This window comes from Pseudomonas taiwanensis, from assembly GCF_013393345.1.
Taxonomy (GTDB): domain Bacteria; phylum Pseudomonadota; class Gammaproteobacteria; order Pseudomonadales; family Pseudomonadaceae; genus Metapseudomonas; species Metapseudomonas resinovorans_C.
Map to the genome: position 1 here is coordinate 450,816 of NZ_QJRF01000061.1, position 17,517 is coordinate 468,332.

20 protein-coding genes are annotated in these 17,517 nt (G+C 64.3%); 9 read left to right on the forward strand and 11 right to left on the reverse strand.

The genetic code is table 11. The features are described 5' to 3' along the window. The first annotated feature begins 11 nt into the window (after window positions 1-11). Both DM872_RS16535 and DM872_RS16540 read left to right on the forward strand, forming a co-directional pair. Window positions 12-593 carry a TMEM165/GDT1 family protein gene (locus DM872_RS16535; protein ID WP_179060561.1) on the forward strand — a complete coding sequence of 194 codons (582 nt, stop codon included), beginning with the start codon at window positions 12-14 and terminating at the stop codon, window positions 591-593. Window positions 594-770: 177 nt separating this feature from the next. Then, window positions 771-1,214, forward strand: coding sequence for a ketosteroid isomerase-related protein (locus DM872_RS16540; RefSeq protein WP_179060497.1), 444 nt, complete (start codon window positions 771-773; stop codon window positions 1,212-1,214). Here DM872_RS16540 and DM872_RS16545 read toward each other — a convergent pair whose 3' ends face one another. Both DM872_RS16545 and DM872_RS16550 read right to left on the reverse strand, forming a co-directional pair. Further along, the gene (locus DM872_RS16545; RefSeq protein ID WP_179060498.1) at window positions 1,215-2,198 is read right to left on the reverse strand and encodes an NAD-dependent epimerase/dehydratase family protein; all 984 of its coding nucleotides are present in this window, start codon (window positions 2,196-2,198) and stop codon (window positions 1,215-1,217) included. It lies immediately after the preceding gene. A 115-nt stretch (window positions 2,199-2,313) separates the two neighbouring features. After that, window positions 2,314-3,132: a M48 family metallopeptidase gene (locus tag DM872_RS16550; RefSeq protein WP_179060499.1), complete on the reverse strand. Its 819-nt coding sequence runs from the start codon at window positions 3,130-3,132 to the stop codon at window positions 2,314-2,316. A gap of 172 nt (window positions 3,133-3,304) precedes the next feature. Here DM872_RS16550 and DM872_RS16555 point away from each other — a divergent pair, with 172 nt between their 5' ends. After that, window positions 3,305-5,440 carry a methyl-accepting chemotaxis protein gene (locus tag DM872_RS16555; RefSeq protein ID WP_179060500.1) on the forward strand — a complete coding sequence of 712 codons (2,136 nt, stop codon included), beginning with the start codon at window positions 3,305-3,307 and terminating at the stop codon, window positions 5,438-5,440. A gap of 113 nt (window positions 5,441-5,553) precedes the next feature. Here DM872_RS16555 and DM872_RS16560 read toward each other — a convergent pair whose 3' ends face one another. From DM872_RS16560 to DM872_RS16570, 3 genes are read right to left on the reverse strand one after another with little or no spacing between them, the layout of a single operon-like run. Beyond that, window positions 5,554-6,168: an SOS response-associated peptidase gene (locus DM872_RS16560; RefSeq protein WP_179060501.1), complete on the reverse strand. Its 615-nt coding sequence runs from the start codon at window positions 6,166-6,168 to the stop codon at window positions 5,554-5,556. 25 nt (window positions 6,169-6,193) lie between these two features. Then, window positions 6,194-6,454 (reverse strand): putative signal transducing protein, encoded by a 261-nt coding sequence (locus tag DM872_RS16565; RefSeq protein WP_077526297.1) that lies wholly within the window; start codon window positions 6,452-6,454, stop codon window positions 6,194-6,196. Beyond that, the gene (locus DM872_RS16570) at window positions 6,454-6,636 is read right to left on the reverse strand and encodes a CPXCG motif-containing cysteine-rich protein (RefSeq protein WP_028629947.1); all 183 of its coding nucleotides are present in this window, start codon (window positions 6,634-6,636) and stop codon (window positions 6,454-6,456) included. The genes DM872_RS16565 and DM872_RS16570 overlap by 1 nt, the downstream gene beginning before the upstream one ends. Window positions 6,637-6,740: 104 nt before the next feature. On the opposite strand from DM872_RS16570, the gene DM872_RS16575 reads away from it, so the two are divergent. Continuing rightward, complete coding sequence (locus tag DM872_RS16575; RefSeq protein ID WP_179060502.1) at window positions 6,741-7,904, forward strand: 1-acyl-sn-glycerol-3-phosphate acyltransferase; 1,164 nt, start codon at window positions 6,741-6,743, stop codon at window positions 7,902-7,904. A 63-nt stretch (window positions 7,905-7,967) separates the two neighbouring features. Here the strand turns inward: DM872_RS16575 and DM872_RS16580 are convergent, their stop codons facing one another. Then, window positions 7,968-8,246: a hypothetical protein gene (locus DM872_RS16580; protein WP_179060503.1), complete on the reverse strand. Its 279-nt coding sequence runs from the start codon at window positions 8,244-8,246 to the stop codon at window positions 7,968-7,970. 222 nt (window positions 8,247-8,468) lie between these two features. Beyond that, window positions 8,469-9,053: a YajG family lipoprotein gene (locus tag DM872_RS16585; protein WP_179060504.1), complete on the reverse strand. Its 585-nt coding sequence runs from the start codon at window positions 9,051-9,053 to the stop codon at window positions 8,469-8,471. Window positions 9,054-9,227: 174 nt separating this feature from the next. Here DM872_RS16585 and DM872_RS16590 point away from each other — a divergent pair, with 174 nt between their 5' ends. Then, window positions 9,228-9,464, forward strand: coding sequence for a hypothetical protein (locus DM872_RS16590; protein WP_373273719.1), 237 nt, complete (start codon window positions 9,228-9,230; stop codon window positions 9,462-9,464). Between the two features lie 353 nt (window positions 9,465-9,817). Next, window positions 9,818-11,335, forward strand: a complete 1,518-nt coding sequence (mqo, locus tag DM872_RS16595; RefSeq protein ID WP_179060505.1) for a malate dehydrogenase (quinone) — start codon at window positions 9,818-9,820, stop codon at window positions 11,333-11,335. A gap of 242 nt (window positions 11,336-11,577) precedes the next feature. Here mqo and DM872_RS16600 read toward each other — a convergent pair whose 3' ends face one another. Both DM872_RS16600 and DM872_RS16605 read right to left on the reverse strand, forming a co-directional pair. Continuing rightward, window positions 11,578-11,865: a PA4642 family protein gene (locus DM872_RS16600; protein WP_077526302.1), complete on the reverse strand. Its 288-nt coding sequence runs from the start codon at window positions 11,863-11,865 to the stop codon at window positions 11,578-11,580. A gap of 63 nt (window positions 11,866-11,928) precedes the next feature. After that, window positions 11,929-12,417 carry a hypothetical protein gene (locus DM872_RS16605; protein WP_179060506.1) on the reverse strand — a complete coding sequence of 163 codons (489 nt, stop codon included), beginning with the start codon at window positions 12,415-12,417 and terminating at the stop codon, window positions 11,929-11,931. A 126-nt stretch (window positions 12,418-12,543) separates the two neighbouring features. On the opposite strand from DM872_RS16605, the gene dauA reads away from it, so the two are divergent. Further along, window positions 12,544-14,298 carry a C4-dicarboxylic acid transporter DauA gene (gene dauA / locus DM872_RS16610; RefSeq protein WP_179060507.1) on the forward strand — a complete coding sequence of 585 codons (1,755 nt, stop codon included), beginning with the start codon at window positions 12,544-12,546 and terminating at the stop codon, window positions 14,296-14,298. Here dauA and DM872_RS16615 read toward each other — a convergent pair. Together DM872_RS16615 and DM872_RS16620 are read right to left on the reverse strand one after the other, a co-directional pair. Then, window positions 14,265-14,738: a WbuC family cupin fold metalloprotein gene (locus DM872_RS16615; protein WP_179060508.1), complete on the reverse strand. Its 474-nt coding sequence runs from the start codon at window positions 14,736-14,738 to the stop codon at window positions 14,265-14,267. The genes dauA and DM872_RS16615 overlap by 34 nt on opposite strands. 3 nt (window positions 14,739-14,741) lie before the next feature. Continuing rightward, the gene (locus DM872_RS16620) at window positions 14,742-15,299 is read right to left on the reverse strand and encodes a hypoxanthine-guanine phosphoribosyltransferase (RefSeq protein WP_179060509.1); all 558 of its coding nucleotides are present in this window, start codon (window positions 15,297-15,299) and stop codon (window positions 14,742-14,744) included. Window positions 15,300-15,578: 279 nt separating this feature from the next. Here DM872_RS16620 and upp point away from each other — a divergent pair, with 279 nt between their 5' ends. Next, on the forward strand, window positions 15,579-16,217 hold the full coding sequence (gene upp / locus DM872_RS16625) for a uracil phosphoribosyltransferase (RefSeq protein WP_028629936.1): 639 nt from the start codon (window positions 15,579-15,581) through the stop codon (window positions 16,215-16,217). A 3-nt stretch (window positions 16,218-16,220) separates the two neighbouring features. After that, entirely contained in the window at window positions 16,221-17,498 is a 1,278-nt protein-coding gene (locus DM872_RS16630; protein ID WP_179060510.1) for a uracil-xanthine permease family protein, read from the forward strand. Window positions 17,499-17,517 lie beyond the last annotated feature (19 nt).

Consider the following 17,517-nt stretch of genomic DNA (forward strand, 5'->3'; position numbering starts at 1 on the left):
GAACCCTGATGCTGGAATCCCTCTTCGTCCCGACGCTGATCGTTGCCCTCGCCGAAATCGGTGACAAGACTCAGTTGCTCGCGCTTCTGCTCGCCGCCCGCTTCCGCAAACCCTGGCCGATCATCTGGGGCATCGTCGCTGCCACCCTGGCCAACCACTTCGCCGCCGGCGCCGTGGGCTCCTGGGTTGCCAGCTTCTTCTCCGCCGCCACCCTCAGTTGGGTCCTCGCCGCCTCGTTCGCCGCAGTGGCCCTGTGGACCCTGGTGCCGGACAAACTGGATGACGACGAAGAATCCGGCCTGAAGAAGTACGGCCCCTTCGTCACCACGCTGATCGCCTTCTTCCTGGCGGAAATGGGCGACAAGACCCAGGTCGCGACGGTGATGCTGGCGGCCCAGTACCCGGATTTCGTCATGGTGGTGATGGGGACCACCCTCGGCATGCTGATCGCCAACGTGCCGGTGGTGCTGGCCGGCAACTTCGCCGCCGACCGCCTGCCGCTGACCTTGATCCGCCGCCTGGCTGCCGTCGCCTTCGCGGCCCTGGCCGTTTACGCCGTGTACGAAGCGCTGAAGCTCAGCGGAATCATCTGACGGCCCCTCGCAGCGATACCCATCAGCCGCTTGGATTGATGGGTATCGCTCCGCTCAAGTTGAGCGCAACCCGCCACATCCTGCGAAATTGCCACCAACCGGCGGCGTTTCGGCCAATGGCTGGAACGGCCGTACTGGTAAAGTGGCGCGCTGGATCAAGGCGCAGGGGAGCGCATCGTGTCACTGGACGATATGAAGCGGCTGGTTCGCCAGCACATCGAGCTGTCGTGGAACAAGGGTCGCCTGGCCCTGGCCGAGCAGCTTCAGAGCAAGGATTTCCTCTACAAGAGCTCTTTCATCGGCCGCGCCTTGAACAGCGCCGCCTATGGCCAGATGGTGGCGAACATCCGCGACGCCATGCCGGACCTGGAAGTGGTGGTGGAGGAATGCATCGCCGAAGGCAACAAGGTGGTGACCTGGTGCACCCTGATCGGCAGCATCCAGAAGCCCGCCCTGGGATATCCGCCCAGCGACAAGATCCTCAGTATCTCGGCCATGGCCTTCTGGACCCTGAACAGCGTGGGTGAAGTGCAGGAGATCTGCACCATGTTCGACATGGAAAGCTTCCGCGCCCAACTCGGTCTTGCGACCCAGCCCCTGGCCGAGAAAGCCCTCCCCTGACTAGAGATAGCCGTTGGCCCGGAACCACCCGATGGTGCGTTCCAGGGTGACCTCCAGCGGCGTCTCCGCAACGAATCCCAGCTCATTGCGCGCCTTGCTGCCATCGAGGAACTGCCCACCCGCCATTACGGCGATGGCGGTGTCATCCAGTTTCGGCATTTCGCCAGACAGCCGATAGCGCAAACGCCCGAGCACGGCAATGCCCTTGGCCATCGCCAGCGGCATGGGTTGCGGCGGCTGGACCCCGAGCAGTCTGGCGATACGTTCAGTCAGCTCGGCGAGCTCAATGTTCTGCCCGGTGAGCAGGTAGCGCTCGCCTACCCGCCCCTTCTCCAGCGCCAGCAGCAGACCGCGCCCGGCGTCGGCGGCATCCAGCAAGTTACGCCGGCCGGGTACGTAATGGGTCATCCAGCCTTGCGCCATGGCGGTGATGATGCGCCCCGTGCTCGGCCCGACGTCGAACTCGCCCAGGCACATGCCAGGAATCCCGATGATCACCGGCAGGCCACTGCGCGCCTGCTCACGGGCCTGCTCATCGAGCGCCCATTTGCTCAACAGGTAGGGGTTCTTCCAGCGCGGCATTCCTTCGTAGAACAGTCCTTCGTGGCCCGGCAGGCCTTCGGGATGTCGCGGCAGCGCAATCGCGGCGCCGGTATAGAGAATGCGCGGGACATGGGCAGCGAGGCAGGCCGCGTAGAAATGGTTGGTCTGGTCGAGGGCGCTGGAGACTTCCTCCTGCCAGCGACGCGGCCGTTTCGGGTAGCCGGCGGCGCAGAAGATCACGCCATCGATACCACTGAGTGCACGCGTGAGGCCGGCATGGTCGAGCAGTTCGGCGGCCCGGCACTCGGGCTCCAGGTACGCCAGGCGTTCGATCCGTGAAGTCGGCCGGTGGATCAGCACCAGTCGGTGCCCGGCGGCCTTCACCGCCCGTGCCGCGTGATGGCCGAGCAGGCCGGTTGCTCCCAGTACGGCGATTTTCACTGCGACTCCTCATCCGCTGGAGATTCGCCACCTCGACGCTTCGAGGTGGCGGCGAGCAGTCTAGAACGCGGGTTGCCGGGATGCCAGCCGGGGATCGCCGACAACCCGGATGTTCCTAGCGTTGTCCCTTCGCCTGCTCGTAAAACGGCATCACCTTGGGAATCGCGGCCTGCAGTGACGACATGCGCGAGCCGGACGATGGGTGGGTGCTCATGAACTCCGGCGGCGCTCCGCCCCCGGCCTTCTCCATCTTCTGCCAGAGAGTGATGGCGGCGTTCGGGTTGTAGCCGGCGCGCGCGGACAGTTCCAGACCGATCAGGTCGGCCTCGTTCTCGTTGGAACGGCTGTTGGGCAGGGTCATCAGGTATTCCACGCCAGCGTTGGCCATCCCCAGGCCGGCCTGGCCGACACCGAGCACCGAGCCGATCTGGTTGGCCATCTGCACGCCATAGGCCTTGGACATGGCTTCGCGGCTGTGTTCACGCAGCGCGTGGGCGATCTCATGGCCCATGACCGCGGCCAGTTCATCGTCGGTGAGCTGGAGCTTATCGATCAGGCCGCTGAAGACGATGATCTTGCCACCCGGACCGCAGTTGGCGTTGAGCTCTTCACTGTCGATCACGTTGGCTTCCCAGGCCCATTGCGCGGCGTCCGGACGGAACGCGGGCGTCTGGGCGATCAGCCGCTTGGCGATCGCGTCGACACGGCGGGCGTCGCTGCTGTTCTTGTCCAGCACGCCCTTCTGCTGCGCTTCGGTGAGCGTCTGCTGGTAGGACTGGGCGTACAGCTGATTCAGCTCGGAGCTCGACAGCATGCTGAACATGTACTGCTTGCGCTCGACGCCGACTGCTCCGCCACTGGTGGTATTGACGGCCTGGCATCCTGCCAGGAGCAGGGCCGCAGTCAGCCCGGACAGGTAAAACAGCTTGGCCATGGTGGCTCTCCATCTCTTTGCGAGGTCGGTAATGCTACGGCTGGCCAGAAAACCCGGCAACCACGTCGTATGTAGACAAGCATGCGGCGCTTTTATCTGCATCTGCGGCTTAGGAAATTTCACAGTGCGGCCGATATAAGGAACCACGGTGAAATCGCATTCCGGAGCCCACATGAAGTTCAGGTCCATTCAGTTCTCCATCGCAGCCTTGGCAGGAGCCAGTGTGCTGGCGGTGGTCGCAGCCCTGGTGCTCTACGCGCTGTTTTCCGGCGCCCGCACCCAGGAACTGGTCCAACAACGCACCCAGGCGCTGCTCGAACAGGGCATCAAGGAACGCCTGGTGGCGCTGGCACGCGCCCAGGTCAGCCAGATCCAGCGGGAACTGGAGTATCCCCTGACCGTGGTGAAGGGCCTGGCCAGCACCAACCGCCTGATGGGCCTGACCGGCGCCGACGGGCAACCGGAATTGGGCCTGGTGCGCGAAGAGATGTCGCAACTGCTACGCGCCACCGTGACCGACAACCCGAAACTGCTGGATGCCTTCGCCGCCTGGGAGCCCAACGCCTTCGCCGGAAGCGACAGCGAGTATGCCGGGCGCACGGCTGAAGGCTTCAGCCAGGACGGACGCTTCATGCCCTGGTGGTACCGCAAAGCCGACGGCACCCTGACCGTCGAGCCGATGGGCGACACACTGGAAAGCCAGAAAAAGTTGGCCACCGGTATCCGCGAGGGCGAGTACTACCTGTGCCCGAAGGAAACACGCCGCCCCTGCATCGTCGACCCGGCGCCCTACGAAATGGGTGGCAAGATGGTCATGATGTCCTCGTTCAACGCGCCGATCCTGGTCGATGGCCAGTTCCGCGGTTCGGTGGGTGCCGACCTGTCGCTGGACTTCATCCAGGACCTGCTGCGCAACGCCGACAACCAGCTTTACGAGGGTGCAGGCGAACTGGCGCTGATCTCTGCCAACGGCCGCCTGGTAGCCTTCACCAAAGACGCCAGCAAGCTGGGTGAACCGGCCGACACGGTCATTCCGGGCGAGGCGATCAGGCAACTGACGAACCTGTCCGACGGCAAGCCGGCCTTCAGCGCCGATGGCGAGCAGATCCAGTTGCTGATGCCCTTCACCATTGCCGATACCGGCGTGCGCTGGACACTTTTCCTGCAATTGCCACAGACAGCCGTATACGGCGACCTCAAGCAGCTCCAGACCGACCTCGCCACGCAACGCGACGCCGATATCTTCGGCATGGCTCTCGTGGGCCTGGTGATCGCCGGCCTCGGCCTGCTGGTGATCTGGTTCGTCGGCTACGGCATTGCCCGTCCGCTGCGCCAGATGGTCGGCATGCTGGATGACATCGCCAAGGGTGACGGCGACCTGACCCAGCGCCTGCACAACAACCGCGCCGACGAGATGGGCGCCATCGCCGGCGGTTTCAACACCTTCCTCGGCAAGCTGCAGTCGATGATCAGCCAGGTGGTCACCTCGGTGCAGAAGGTCAGCGACTCTTCCGAGCACACCGCCGACATCGCCATCCGCACCAACCAGGGCGTGCAGAAGCAACTGGCGGAAATCGAGCTGGTGGCCACCGCCGTCCATGAGATGACCGCCACCGCCCAGGACGTCGCCCGCAACGCCACCCACGCAGCGGAAGCCGCCAGCCACGCCGACCAGGCGGCCAACCACGGCAAGCGCATCGTCCACAGCACCGCCGAAGCCATCTCCGCCCTGGCCACCGAAATCGGCCGGGCCGTGGGCGTGGTGCAGACCCTGGCCAAGGACAGCGAGAACATCAACGCCATCCTGGTCGCCATCCGCGGCATCGCCGAGCAGACCAACCTGCTGGCACTGAACGCGGCCATCGAAGCGGCCCGCGCGGGCGAGCAGGGTCGCGGCTTCGCGGTGGTAGCGGACGAAGTGCGCAACCTGGCGCAGAAGACCCAGCAGGCCACTGAAGAAATCCAGACGATGATCCAGCAACTGCAGCACGGCACCCGCGAAGTGGTGAAAGTGATGCAGGACAGCCAGGACAAGACCGACACCAGCGTGCAGCACGCCAACGAGGCCGCCCACGCGCTGGAGTCCATCACCCAGGCGGTATCGGTGATCAATGACATGAACACGCAGATCGCCAGCGCCGCCGAGGAACAGAGCGCGGTGGCCGAGGACATCAACCGCAACGTGATCAACATCGGCCAGGTCGCCAACGAAGTCGCCGGCGGCGCCGACGAAGCGTCCCAGGCCAGCGCCGAGCTGACCAAGCTGGCCGAGCAGCAAAGGCGGCTGATCAATCAGTTCAAGGTGTAAGAAAAAGCCCCTCACACGAGGGGCTTTTTTTGGCCTGCGAACTGCTCTTGTAGGTTGTGGCTGAGCTCCGCGAAGCCCAACACACAGCTGACCGGGATTGGTACTGCGAGATATCAGGCCGGTGTCAGGCACTCCGGCCCGTCGAGCTTAGGATTGTTGACCAGGGTCGCCAGGGCGCGTTCGCGCAGCTGCGGGCCGGGCCTGGCCAGCAGTTCCAGCAATTGCATCGGCGTCGAATCGGCGGCCAGCCAGAGGCGCTGGCCCTCCTCGTCCAGCACCCGCGGGCGACGCAGGTCGGCGACTGGCTGGGTGATCATCGCCAGGCTGAGATACTCCACATCGCCCACCGGATAGGCCTCCCAGAGCGCGGCGAGGAACAGGGTCCCGCCTTCGGCACTGACCCAGTAAGGCCGCTTGCGCACGCCGCGCCACTCATAGAAACCGTTGGCCAGGATCAGGCAGCGCCGCGAGCGGAAAGGCTCGCGGAACATCGGCTGGTCGGCCAGGGTTTCGATACGGGCATGCGACGGGGTCTTCGACAGATCGGTGAGCCAGGCCGGCGTCAGGCCCCAGCGGGCCAGGTCGACACGGCGCTGGCCGTCCAGTTCGCGCAGCATCAGCACGCGGCTGCCGGGCGCCAGGTTCCAGTGGGGTTTTTGGTCGGCGGGAAAACCGGGAATGGCGGCCAGAGCGGGCGACCAGCGGAACAGTGCGAAACGTCCAGACATGAGGTGGCCAGTCGGTGTGCGGGCCTCAGCAGAGCAGAGTCCCGGGGTAACTGTCGGGCTCTTCGCCCGGCAAGGGTTGCGCGGCATTGTACGCGGCGATCAGACCGCTGGCGCGCTCGGCGTCTTCGTCTTCGACCAGCAGGCCGAGCAGGCCGAACATGGGCAACTCACCGATTCCGCCCAGCAGGTGCGCACCGGCCAGGTGGGCCTCCACGCCCTCGCTGGCGAGCATGCCCAGCAGCAGTTCGGCTTCGATCATGTCCCTGGGCTCATAGACGCGTCGCATCAGTCATCCTCCCGGCGAACCTCCAGGCTCCAGTCCTGGCCATCGGTCCAGAGCAGGAACAGGATGGGCCGGCAGCACACCGGACAGTCTTCGATGTACTGCTGGTCGCCACCGGAAAGGTCGAGCACGGCTTCGGCCGGCTCGCCGCAATAGGGGCATTGGTAGTCCTCTGTCTCCAGCATCCCGCCTCCCGTGTGACTTGCCTGTATAATCGCCGGTCTACTTCAGGCTCCGTGCTGCGGGGCCTCCACCCAATACCCAGCCGATTCCAGAACAAGAGTGACTAATGGGCGAATTCGAAGCCATCCGACCCTATGACGATGCCGAGGTCTCGACGGTGCTTGCGCGCCTGTTCGCCGACGACGCTTTCCTCGGCACCCTCACCCGCTATCGTTTTCCGAAACTGGCGGGGCCACTGGGCTGGCTCCTCAAGCCTGTTATAGCTCATCGGCTGCGCCGGGAGTTCGCCAGCATCGATTCAGTGTCCGCACTGCAGGACCGTATCGAGCCTTATGTGGACAACACCATCGAGCGCGCCACCGACGGCGTGACCTACTCGGGCGTCGAGCGCCTGAAGCCGGGCACCGCGTACCTGTTGCTGGCCAACCACCGCGACATCGTCATGGACCCGGCCTTCGTCAACTACGCCGTGTACCACGCCGGACTGCCGACGCCGCGTATCGCCATCGGTGACAACCTGCTGCAGAAGCCCTTCGTCAGCGACCTGATGCGCCTGAACAAGAGCTTCATCGTGCATCGCAACCTCGCCGGGCGCCGCGAGAAGCTGGCGGCTTTCCAGCTGCTGTCGGCGTACATCAATCATTCGATCCAGAAGGATGTCCAATCGATCTGGATCGCGCAGGCCGAGGGCCGCGCCAAAGACGGTGACGACCGTACCGATTCGGCAATCCTCAAGATGTTCCACATGAGCCGCAAGGATGAGGCGTTCGCTGATGTGATTCGCGACCTGCACCTGATCCCGGTGTCCATCAGCTACGAGTACGATCCCTGCGACCAGGCCAAGGCCCGCGAGCTGCAGATCCGCGCCAGCACCGGCAGCTACACCAAGGCTCCGGGGGAAGACGATGCGAGCATTGCGCTGGGCATCACCGGCTACAAAGGTCGTGTGCACATTGCCTTCGGCAGTGAGATCGGCAGCGCCAGCGAAGACGCCAAACAACTGGCCCAGGAAATCGACAAGCAGATTCTCGGCGGTTATCGCCTGTTCCCCGTGCATTACCTGGCCTACGCCATGTGGGGCGAACGCGATCCTGAACTGCGCGTGCCGACTGCCGCCGAGGTGTTCAAAGGCGACGAACTGGCCCGCGCCAAGGCCGAATGGCAGAAACGTCTCGACGCCTGCCCCGAGGAGCAGCGCCCTTACCTGATCCAGCAGTACGCCACTCCCGTACGCAATCAGTACCGGATCAAGGCAGGACTGCCCCTGTAACACGGATTCGGAATGCAAAAACGGCGACCCTGGGGTCGCCGTTTTTGTTTTAGCCCGATGGCATCAGATTTGCGTACTGGCCCAGGAAACCCCCAAGGCCACCGCCAGGCTGAAATAGCCGAAGGCGTAGAAGAAGCGGTTCAGGCGTCGGGCGCCCTCATCCAGCATATCGGTGGCTTCGTCCAGATCGCTTTCGGCGGCCAGGCGTGCGATGGAGCGCCGCTCCCGCAGACGAGTAGCCAGCAGCACCCAGGCGCCAGCACCAGCAAAGAACAGGGCCAGGCCATTGACGACCTGTGCGGGGTGGGCCAGGAACATGGCCCAAAGCGCCTGCAGCGACATCTCGAACTCCGCTTCAGGAGGTGCCACCGTGCACTCAACCTGCAAGACAAATATCTGCCCGCCCTGATCCGGGGGGTCTATAGGAAAGACGCGAGTTTACCGAAACCGCGGCCTGCCCATTCGCTCCTTCCGACGAATGCCGCCGGAGTCATGAAAGCCCAAGGGACTGCGGGGGCAAGAAAAAGCCCGGCACTTGGCCGGGCTCTCCGAGGCGGGGTGCGCTTACTGCTGCGACAGAACCTGACCGATGGTCGGGTCCTTGAAGGCGCGGGTCATGGCATCGCTCAGCACATCGCTCACCAGCTTGGTGTTGGTCTGCTGGTTCGGTGCAGTACCGAAGCGCTGGTTCAGCGAGGCACCGTACTTGCCGCTGTAGCGGCGGCTGCTGTTCTGCACGTCGACACGGAAACTGGCACTGATGTTGGCCTCGGTGACATAGGTCTCCTTGGGCGACTGGTACTTCAGGTCAGCCAGGGTCAGGGTCAGTTGCGGGGCGTTATAGGCGTTCGGCGACGGGGTGAAGCCCAGCAAACGCACAGCGGCCTCGGCCTCGGCTTGCAAGCGCGGCAGGATGTCCTGGCCCTGCACGCTGATGGCGCTGGTATCGGCATAGATGCCGCCACGGGTACCGAGGACCGGAGAAGGACGACCGTCGGCCACGCGCACCACCACTGGCTGACCTTGGCCAACCGGAGTCAGCGGGCCGGTGAGCTTGGGTTGCGGGCTGAGTTGTTGCGGGCTGAGGGCACAGCCGACCAGGGTCAGGCTGAGGGCGGCCAGCAGGCCAAGCAACGGGCGTTTCAGCATGCTTTTATCTCTCCAGGAATGAAGGCAAAACGGCCGGCAGTATAACCACCCGGCCGAGGTACTGACAGAGCGCCAGCTCCCATGCAATGTCAGACCGCCATCCGCGAACGCGGTTCCTGTCATTCCCCTGTCACGCCCGGCTGGCATAAAGGCGCCAGCCCCACAGGAGTCGTCATGATGTTCCTTCTCTGGTCCTTGTTCGCCCGCCGCCCGCAACGCCGCCGTTTCGCCCTCGTGGACAACGCTGGGATCTGCCGTGGCCTGCACCACGGTGCCGACCGTCCGGCCAGCGGAAACTGGGTGGAAGTGAGCGAAACCAGCCTCGCCTGGCTCGACCAGCCGCTGCCCGCCAGCGCCCGCGTCGCACCGGTCGTCAGACAACCTTCGCGCCGCCGCGCGTTGGCAGCCTGACCGGTGGATGAATAAAAGTCACACCGAGCGCCCTATTCCGTCCATTTCATCGTTATAATCGCCCCCCGATTATAAGGTCGTCTCCTGATCGGGCCTCGCAACACCGCACCTCGCGCCAGCTTGGTCATCCGCACAGCCCCACAGAGAGCCGTCCACTTTTCGCGCTGCCACTCGTTGGCTGGCCGCATCCTTCCGCCCGAATTGCAAACGCTTTTTTGCAGGGACGCATGCGTAGCAACACGTATGCAGACGGAAGCGGCCTGCCTGGGGGTAGCCGATCCTTTTGAGGTTCACGTCTCCAAAAGAGCGTGAGATGACGGTTTTTCACTACTTCACGAGAGAGTGGCGAGCAAATGGCGCAAAACGATTACGAAGCAGTGGACGTGTTGCTGGTCGGGGCCGGCATCATGAGCGCTACGCTGGCGGTACTGCTGAAAGAGCTCGATCCCGGTATGAAGCTGGAGATCGCCGAACTCCGGGAATCGGGAGCCATCGAAAGCTCCAACCCCTGGAACAACGCAGGCACCGGTCATGCGGGCCTCTGCGAGCTCAACTACACGCCCCAGGCGGCTGATGGCTCCATCGACATCAAGAAGGCCGCCAACATCAACGCCCAGTTCGAGGTGTCCAAGCAGTTCTGGGCTTACATGAGCGGCAAGAGCGCGTTCGGCTCGCCCAAGACTTTCATCAACGCCGTTCCGCACCTCTCCTTCGTGCGCGGTGAAAAGGACACGGCCTTCCTCAAGAAGCGTTTCGAGCTGCTCCGCCAGCACCACGCCTTCAGCGGGATGGAGTACACCGAAGACCGCGCCACCATGGCCAAATGGACGCCGCTGATGATGAAAGGACGCGACGCGTCCGAGAAAATCGCTGCGACCCGCGCCATGAATGGTACCGACGTCAACTTCGGCGCCGTCACCAACCAGCTGCTGCAGTACCTCTCCAGCCTGCAGGACACCCGCGTCAGCTACTTCCAGAAGGTCACCAACCTCAGCCGCACCGACAAGGGCTGGAAAGTCAGCGTCAAGAACACCGAGACCGGCGCCACTCGTGAAGTGTCCGCGCGCTTCGTGTTCCTCGGTGCCGGCGGTGGTGCCCTGCCGCTGCTGCAGCTCTCCGGCATTCCGGAAGGCAAGGGCTTCGGCGGCTTCCCGGTCAGCGGCCAGTGGCTGCGTTGCGACAACCCCGAAGTGGTCAAGCAGCACCAGGCCAAGGTCTACAGCCAGGCCGAAGTCGGCGCACCGCCGATGTCCGTGCCGCACCTGGACACCCGCGTGGTCGACGGCAAGAAATCCCTGCTGTTCGGACCTTACGCCGGCTTCACCACCAAGTTCCTCAAGCACGGTTCCTTCATGGACCTGCCGCTTTCGGTCCGTCCGAGCAACCTCCTGCCGATGCTCTCGGTGGCCCGCGACAACATGGACCTGACTCGCTACCTGATCAAGGAAGTGATGCAGTCCCAGGAGCAGCGCCTGGATGCCCTGCGCAAGTTCTATCCGGACCTGAACCCGGCGGACTGGCGCCTGGAAGTGGCCGGCCAGCGCGTGCAGATCATCAAGAAGGACGCAGGCAAAGGCGGCGTACTGCAGTTCGGTACCGAGCTGGTCTCGGCCGAAGACGGCAGCATCGCGGCCCTGCTGGGCGCATCTCCGGGCGCTTCGGTGACCGTTTCCATCATGCTCAACCTGATCGAGCGCTGCTTCGCCGAGCAGGCGCGTTCCGAGCAATGGACGGCCAAGCTGAAGGAAATCTTCCCGGCTCGCGAAAAGGCCCTGGAAAGCGATGCAGCCCTGTACCGCGAAGTCAGCGCCCGCTCCGATGCGGCGCTTGGCCTGACCAGCGTCGACACCGCGACCCAGAGCATCGCCTGAGTCCCGGCAGCACGCTGAAAGAAAAACCGCCCTTCGGGGCGGTTTTTTGTTGCCCGCAGAAACGCTTTTCGTAGGAGCGAGCTCTGCTCGCGAACGCTCGCATCCGTGAATGTTGTCCGCGCCAATGTCCGCCTTGTCCGCATGGGTATCGCTCCGCTCCACCCATCCTACGGTTCTAGGGCCAGTCCCCGCGCCCATGAAAAAGCCCGCTCAATGGCGGGCTCTTCAACAGCGCAAAGGGATCAGCCGCGAGCGGCCTTGATCACTTCGATATAGGGCTCAGCCTGGCGCTGGTCCTGGATCAGGGCGATGAAGTCGTTGCCCTTCTCATCCTTGGCGTTGAGGTCGTAACCCGCTTCGACGAAGAAGCCGACGAAACGCTCGAAGTCGTCGATACGCAGGCCACGGTAGGCCTTGATCAGCTTGTGCAGCGAAGGCGGAGTGGAGTCGGCCGGCTCGACCGCGAGGAACAGCTTGATCGAGTCTTCGGAGATTTCTTCGCCAATCACCTGCTTCTTGTCTTTACGCATCGCTCACATCTCTCGGGCCGGGTATCACGGGGCGGGCAGTTTACCCCCGCCGGGCCTGCGCGCTCAACGCAGGCGTACCGCTCCGCTGTGCAGATCGGCCCAGACATGACCATTGGGGTAGCTGAGGAACTGGCAGTACACCGGCCCGTTACGCAGCAGATCGAGCACCGCCGCATACTGCGTCATCGGATAGTTCAGGCTGAGGATGCGGGTCTGCGGGTCGTAGCCGGGCTTCTTCAGGCTCTTGCCCTCGGCATCGAACTGGATCACCACCTGCCGCACGTCGGCGCCCTTGCTGAGCGGCTTGCCCTTGAGGCGCAGCACGGCGGGCGAGGTGATGGGAATCGGCTGCTGGTTGGACTGGCGCTGGCTGCCCAGCACGACCGAGTACTCGGTGATCTGGATCAGTTGCTGCTGATCGGGCTGCTCCTGACGCAGCGAGAGGTCGTCGGGGGGCAGGAACTGGGCATGCATGGGAGCATTTTCGGCGGCGGCCAACGGCAGGCTCAGGAGAAGGGCCAAGCAGGCCCCGAAACGCAAGGGAAGCAACATCGAAGACTCCGGATTCAGCGGGCGAACACTCTAGCACGGGGTTTTCGGACAGCGGCATTCGACCCTTGCCGACTTACCTCTCGGAGCTTGCCTCCTATACTCGGGACCTCAGCCACAGGAGCGACCATGTCCCGATACCTCCCTCCCCTGTTCGCGGCCTTGCGCCAGACGTTGCGCGAGGGCTACTCCCTGGCCGACCTGCGCGGCGACCTGTCTGCCGGTGTCACCGTCGGCATCATCGCCATCCCCCTGGCCATGGCGCTGGCCATCGCGGTCGGCGTGGCGCCGCAACATGGCCTCTACACGGTACTGCTGGCGGCGCCGCTGATCGCCCTTACTGGAGGCTCGCGCTTCAATATTTCCGGACCTACCGCCGCCTTCGTGGTGATCCTGCTGCCCATCACCCAGCAGTTCGGGCTTGGCGGCCTGCTGCTCTGCACGCTGATGGCAGGGCTGATTCTCATCGCCATGGGACTGGCACGTCTTGGCCGGCTGATCCAGTTCATCCCCTACCCGGTGACGCTGGGGTTCACTGCCGGCATCGGCATCGTCATCGCCACCTTGCAGATCAAGGACCTGCTCGGCCTGCAGTTGCCCGGGACGCCGCAGAACTACGTGGACCAGTTGCACCTGCTGGCCGGAGCCCTGCCGACCGCGCACCTGGGTGATGCCCTGGTGGCCGTCACCTGCTTGGCCGTACTGGTGATCTGGCCGCGCCTGGTTCCCAAGGTCCCGGGCCATCTCGTGGCGTTGGCGCTGGGGGCCTTGCTCGGACTGCTGCTGGAAGCCCTGGGCATTCCCGTTGCGACCCTCGGCGAGCGCTTCAGCCATGTCGTGGACGGCATCCGCCATCCCGGCATTCCGCCCTTCCTGCCAACATTCGCCTGGCCGTGGCTACTGCCCGGCCCCGATGGCCAGCCCCTGGGCCTGTCGTTCGAACTGATCCGCCAGTTGCTGGCCCCGGCCTTCGCCATCGCCATGCTCGGTGCCATCGAGTCGCTGCTTTGCGCCGTGGTGGCGGATGGCATGGCGGGTACACGCCACGATCCCAATGCAGAACTGCTCGGCCAGGGTCTGGGTAACCTGATCGCGCCACTGTTCGGCGGTATCACCGCCACCGCGGCAATCGCCCGCAGCGCGGCCAACGTGCGCGCCGGTGCCCGTTCGCCCCTCGCAGCCATCATCCATACCGGCGTTGTACTGCTGGCGATGCTGCTGCTCGCGCCGTTGTTCAGCTACCTGCCCATGGCGGCGCTGGCGGCACTGCTGTTGATGGTGGCGTGGAACATGAGCGAAGCGCGGCACGTGGCGCACACCCTGCGCATAGCCCCGCGCAACGACGTGCTGGTCCTGCTCACCTGCCTGGTGCTGACAGTGCTGTTCGACATGGTGTTGGCAGTCGGCGTCGGCCTGCTGCTGGCCGCCGGCCTGTTCATCAAGCGCATGAGCGACCTTACCGACACCGCGCCCCTGCCCCGCCACTTTCACGAGGCCCTGCGCGATCTGCCCGAACAGGTACTGGTCTACGCCATTCGTGGGCCACTGTTCTTCGGCGCTGCAGAAAAAGCGCTGAGCGTGCTGCGCCGCTTAAATCCCGAGGTGAAGGTGGTGATCGTCGAAATGTCGGCGGTACCGATGCTGGACATGACCGCGCTGGCGGCCCTGGAAAACCTGCTGCACGACTACGGTCGCCAGGGCATCGGATTGGTGCTGGTCGGCACCTCGCCCCGAGTGCGGTTGAAACTACGCCGCGCAGGCGTGCATCGGGAGACGGGAAAACTGGCCTACGTGAAAACCCTGGAACAGGCTCGCGCCAAGGCATTGCGATGGCTGGAGCCTGAGGAGTCTCAGTTGAACAGAGAGGTCATCCAGGCCAGGTAGTCCGCCACGCCCGCTTCACCCTCGCGGGGTGACCAGGCGGGCAATTCACCTTCGCCCACCGGACGATAAGGACCCGCCTTGCATTCGAACAGGATGGTGTCCGGTTCCAGCGCCACCAGCGCGTGGAACACCCCCGGTGGCACGTCGACGCCAACGCAGTCACCACCCGCCTCGAGTTCACGCTGGTCGATCACCTTGCCGTCTTCGTCGAAGATCAGCAGGCCCAGGCGTCCCTTGATCACCAGCAGGCTTTCCGCTTTGTCGGCGGACAGGTGACGGTGCGGGGGGATGTAGGTTCCGGGCTGCAACCCCACCGCCAGGCGATGGCAGGGCTCTTCCATGGCGTGGAAGTTGTGATGCTGGCGCTTGCGCGGGCTTGCCGCGGCCTTCTCGGCCAACTCGGTGAACAGGGCCTGATCAAGGAAGCGCGGCGAACTCATGGCTCAGAGTCCCTTGACCGCGAAGATGCCGGCGGCGTTGCGCCAGTAGCCCTTGTAGTCCATGCCGTAGCCGAAGATGTAGCGGTCTTCGCAGGGCAGGCCCACGTAGTCGGCCTTCAGGTCCGGGCGGGCCTTGCGGTCGTGGGTCTTGTCGATCAGCACGGCGGTGTGCACCTTGGCAGCCCCGGCGTGTTTGCAGAAATCGATGATGGCCGCCAGCGTGTGCCCCTCGTCGAGGATGTCGTCGATGATCAGCACATCGCGATCGATGAAGGAGATTTCCGGCTTGGCTTTCCAGAACAACTCGCCGCCGCTGGTTTCGTTGCGGTAACGGGTGGCGTGCAGGTAGGACAGCTCCAGCGGGAAGTCCAGCTTGGGCAGCAGCTTGCCGGCGAAGATCAGGCCGCCGTTCATCACGCAGAACACCACCGGGTTGCGTTCGGCCAGTTCGCCGTTGATGGCGGTGGCGACCTGGGCGATGGCCGCCTCGACCTGGGCGTCGGTGTACAGGCAATCGGCTTCGGCCCTTACCTGGCGGATGTGTGCGAGATCGGCGGACATGGCAATTCCTCTGGGTTCTGCGGGGAACAGGCAGGGTTCCCGATGAAAACTTGAACGGGGCGTCAAGATAAAAGTCGGCAAAGGTACTCATCCGCCTGCCTCGGAGCAAGTCCCGACAGACGAGTGTCGACCATACTGCAGCAGGCTGCTGCCGCGTGTGACAGTTCCTTGCATCGCCGCGACATCCGGGGCCTGGACCCACCAGTCAGTGCAGCACAGCCCGTGATCAATGAATTAAGCTAACGCAATTTTTTTGCCAGCCCGCCGGAGAACCTTCCCATGCCCATCCGTGAGATCCGCCACCCGCTGATCCGCCACAAGCTCGGCCTGATGCGCCGCGCCGACATCAGCACCAAGAACTTCCGCGAACTGGCACAGGAAGTCGGCGCCCTGCTGACTTACGAAGCGACCAACGACCTGCCCCTGGAAAACTATGAAATCCAGGGTTGGGCCGGCACCGTGCAGGTGGAGAAGATCGCCGGCAAGAAGATCACCGTCGTGCCCATCCTGCGCGCTGGCATCGGCATGCTGGACGGCGTCCTCAGCCTGATCCCGGGTGCCAAGGTCAGCGCCGTGGGCGTGGCCCGCAATGAAGAAACCCTGGAAGCCCACACCTACCTGGAAAAACTGGCGCCGGAGATCGACGAGCGACTGGCATTGATCATCGACCCGATGCTGGCCACCGGCGGTTCCATGGTCGCCACCATCGACCTGCTCAAGCGCGCCGGCTGCAAGGAGATCCGCGCGATGGTGCTGGTCGCCGCGCCGGAAGGCATCAAGGTGGTCAACGATGCCCACCCGGACGTGATGATCTTCACTGCGTCCATCGATCAGAAGCTCAACGAGCACGGCTACATCATCCCCGGCCTCGGGGATGCCGGCGACAAGATCTTCGGCACCAAGCAGAAGGAAAACTGATCGATGAGCGACGACTTCAAGGACCCGCTCTGGCGCCAGGTCATTTCCGGCGCCCAGATGCTTTTCGTGGCTTTCGGCGCCCTGGTGCTGATGCCGCTGATCACCGGACTGGACCCGAACGTAGCGCTCTTCACCGCCGGTCTCGGTACCTTGCTGTTCCAGCTGGTTACCGGGCGCCAGGTGCCGGTCTTCCTGGCCTCCAGCTTCGCCTTCATCACCCCCATCATCCTCGCCAAGGGCCAGTTCGGCCTGGCCGCGACAATGGGCGGCGTGGTGGCGGCGGGCTTCGTCTACACCTTCCTCGGCCTCGCGGTGAAGATCAAAGGCACCGGCTTTATCGACCGCTTGCTGCCGCCGGTAGTGATTGGCCCGGTGGTGATTTCCATCGGCCTGGCCATGGCCCCCATCGCCGCCAACATGGCGATGGGCAAGGGCGGTGACGGCGCCGAGCTGATCCCCTATGCCACCGCCATGTGGATCTCCATGCCGGCGCTGCTCACCACCTTGATCGTCGCCGTGTTCGGCAAGGGCATCTTCCGCCTGGTGCCGATCATCTCCGGCGTGATCGTCGGCTTCGCCCTGTCCTTCTGGTTCGGCGTGGTGGACACCGCGAAGATCGCCGCCGCCCCCTGGCTGGAACTGCCGAACTTCACCGCCCCCGAGTTCAACCTGCAGGCCATCCTGTTCATCGTCCCGGTGGCACTGGCCCCGGCCATCGAGCACATCGGCGGCGTGATCGCCGTGGGCAGCGTGACCGGCCGCAACTACCTCAAGACGCCCGGCCTGCACCGCACCCTGCTCGGCGACGGCTTGGCCACGTCGGCCGCCGGCCTGTTCGGTGGCCCGCCGAACACCACCTATGCCGAAGTGACCGGCGCCGTGATGCTGACCAAGAACTACAACCCGAAGATCATGACCTGGGCAGCGGTCTTCGCCGTCGGCCTGGCCTTCATCGGCAAGTTCGGCGCCATCCTGCAGAGCATCCCGGTACCGGTCATGGGCGGCATCCTCTGCCTGCTGTTCGGCTCCATTGCAGCGGTTGGCCTGAACACCATGATCCGCCACCAGGTGGACCTGGCCGAAGCCCGCAACCTGGTGATCGTCTCCGTCACCCTGGTGTTCGGCATCGGCGGCATGCTGGTGGGCACAGGTACCGGCCAGGACGACTTCGGCCTGAAAGGCATCGCCCTCTGCGCCATCGTCGCCATCGCCCTCAACCTGATTCTGCCGGGGCACCAGACCTGGAAGCATCAAGCTGCGGACGACGCGCCGCATATCTGAGGCCGCGCCATGAAAGAAA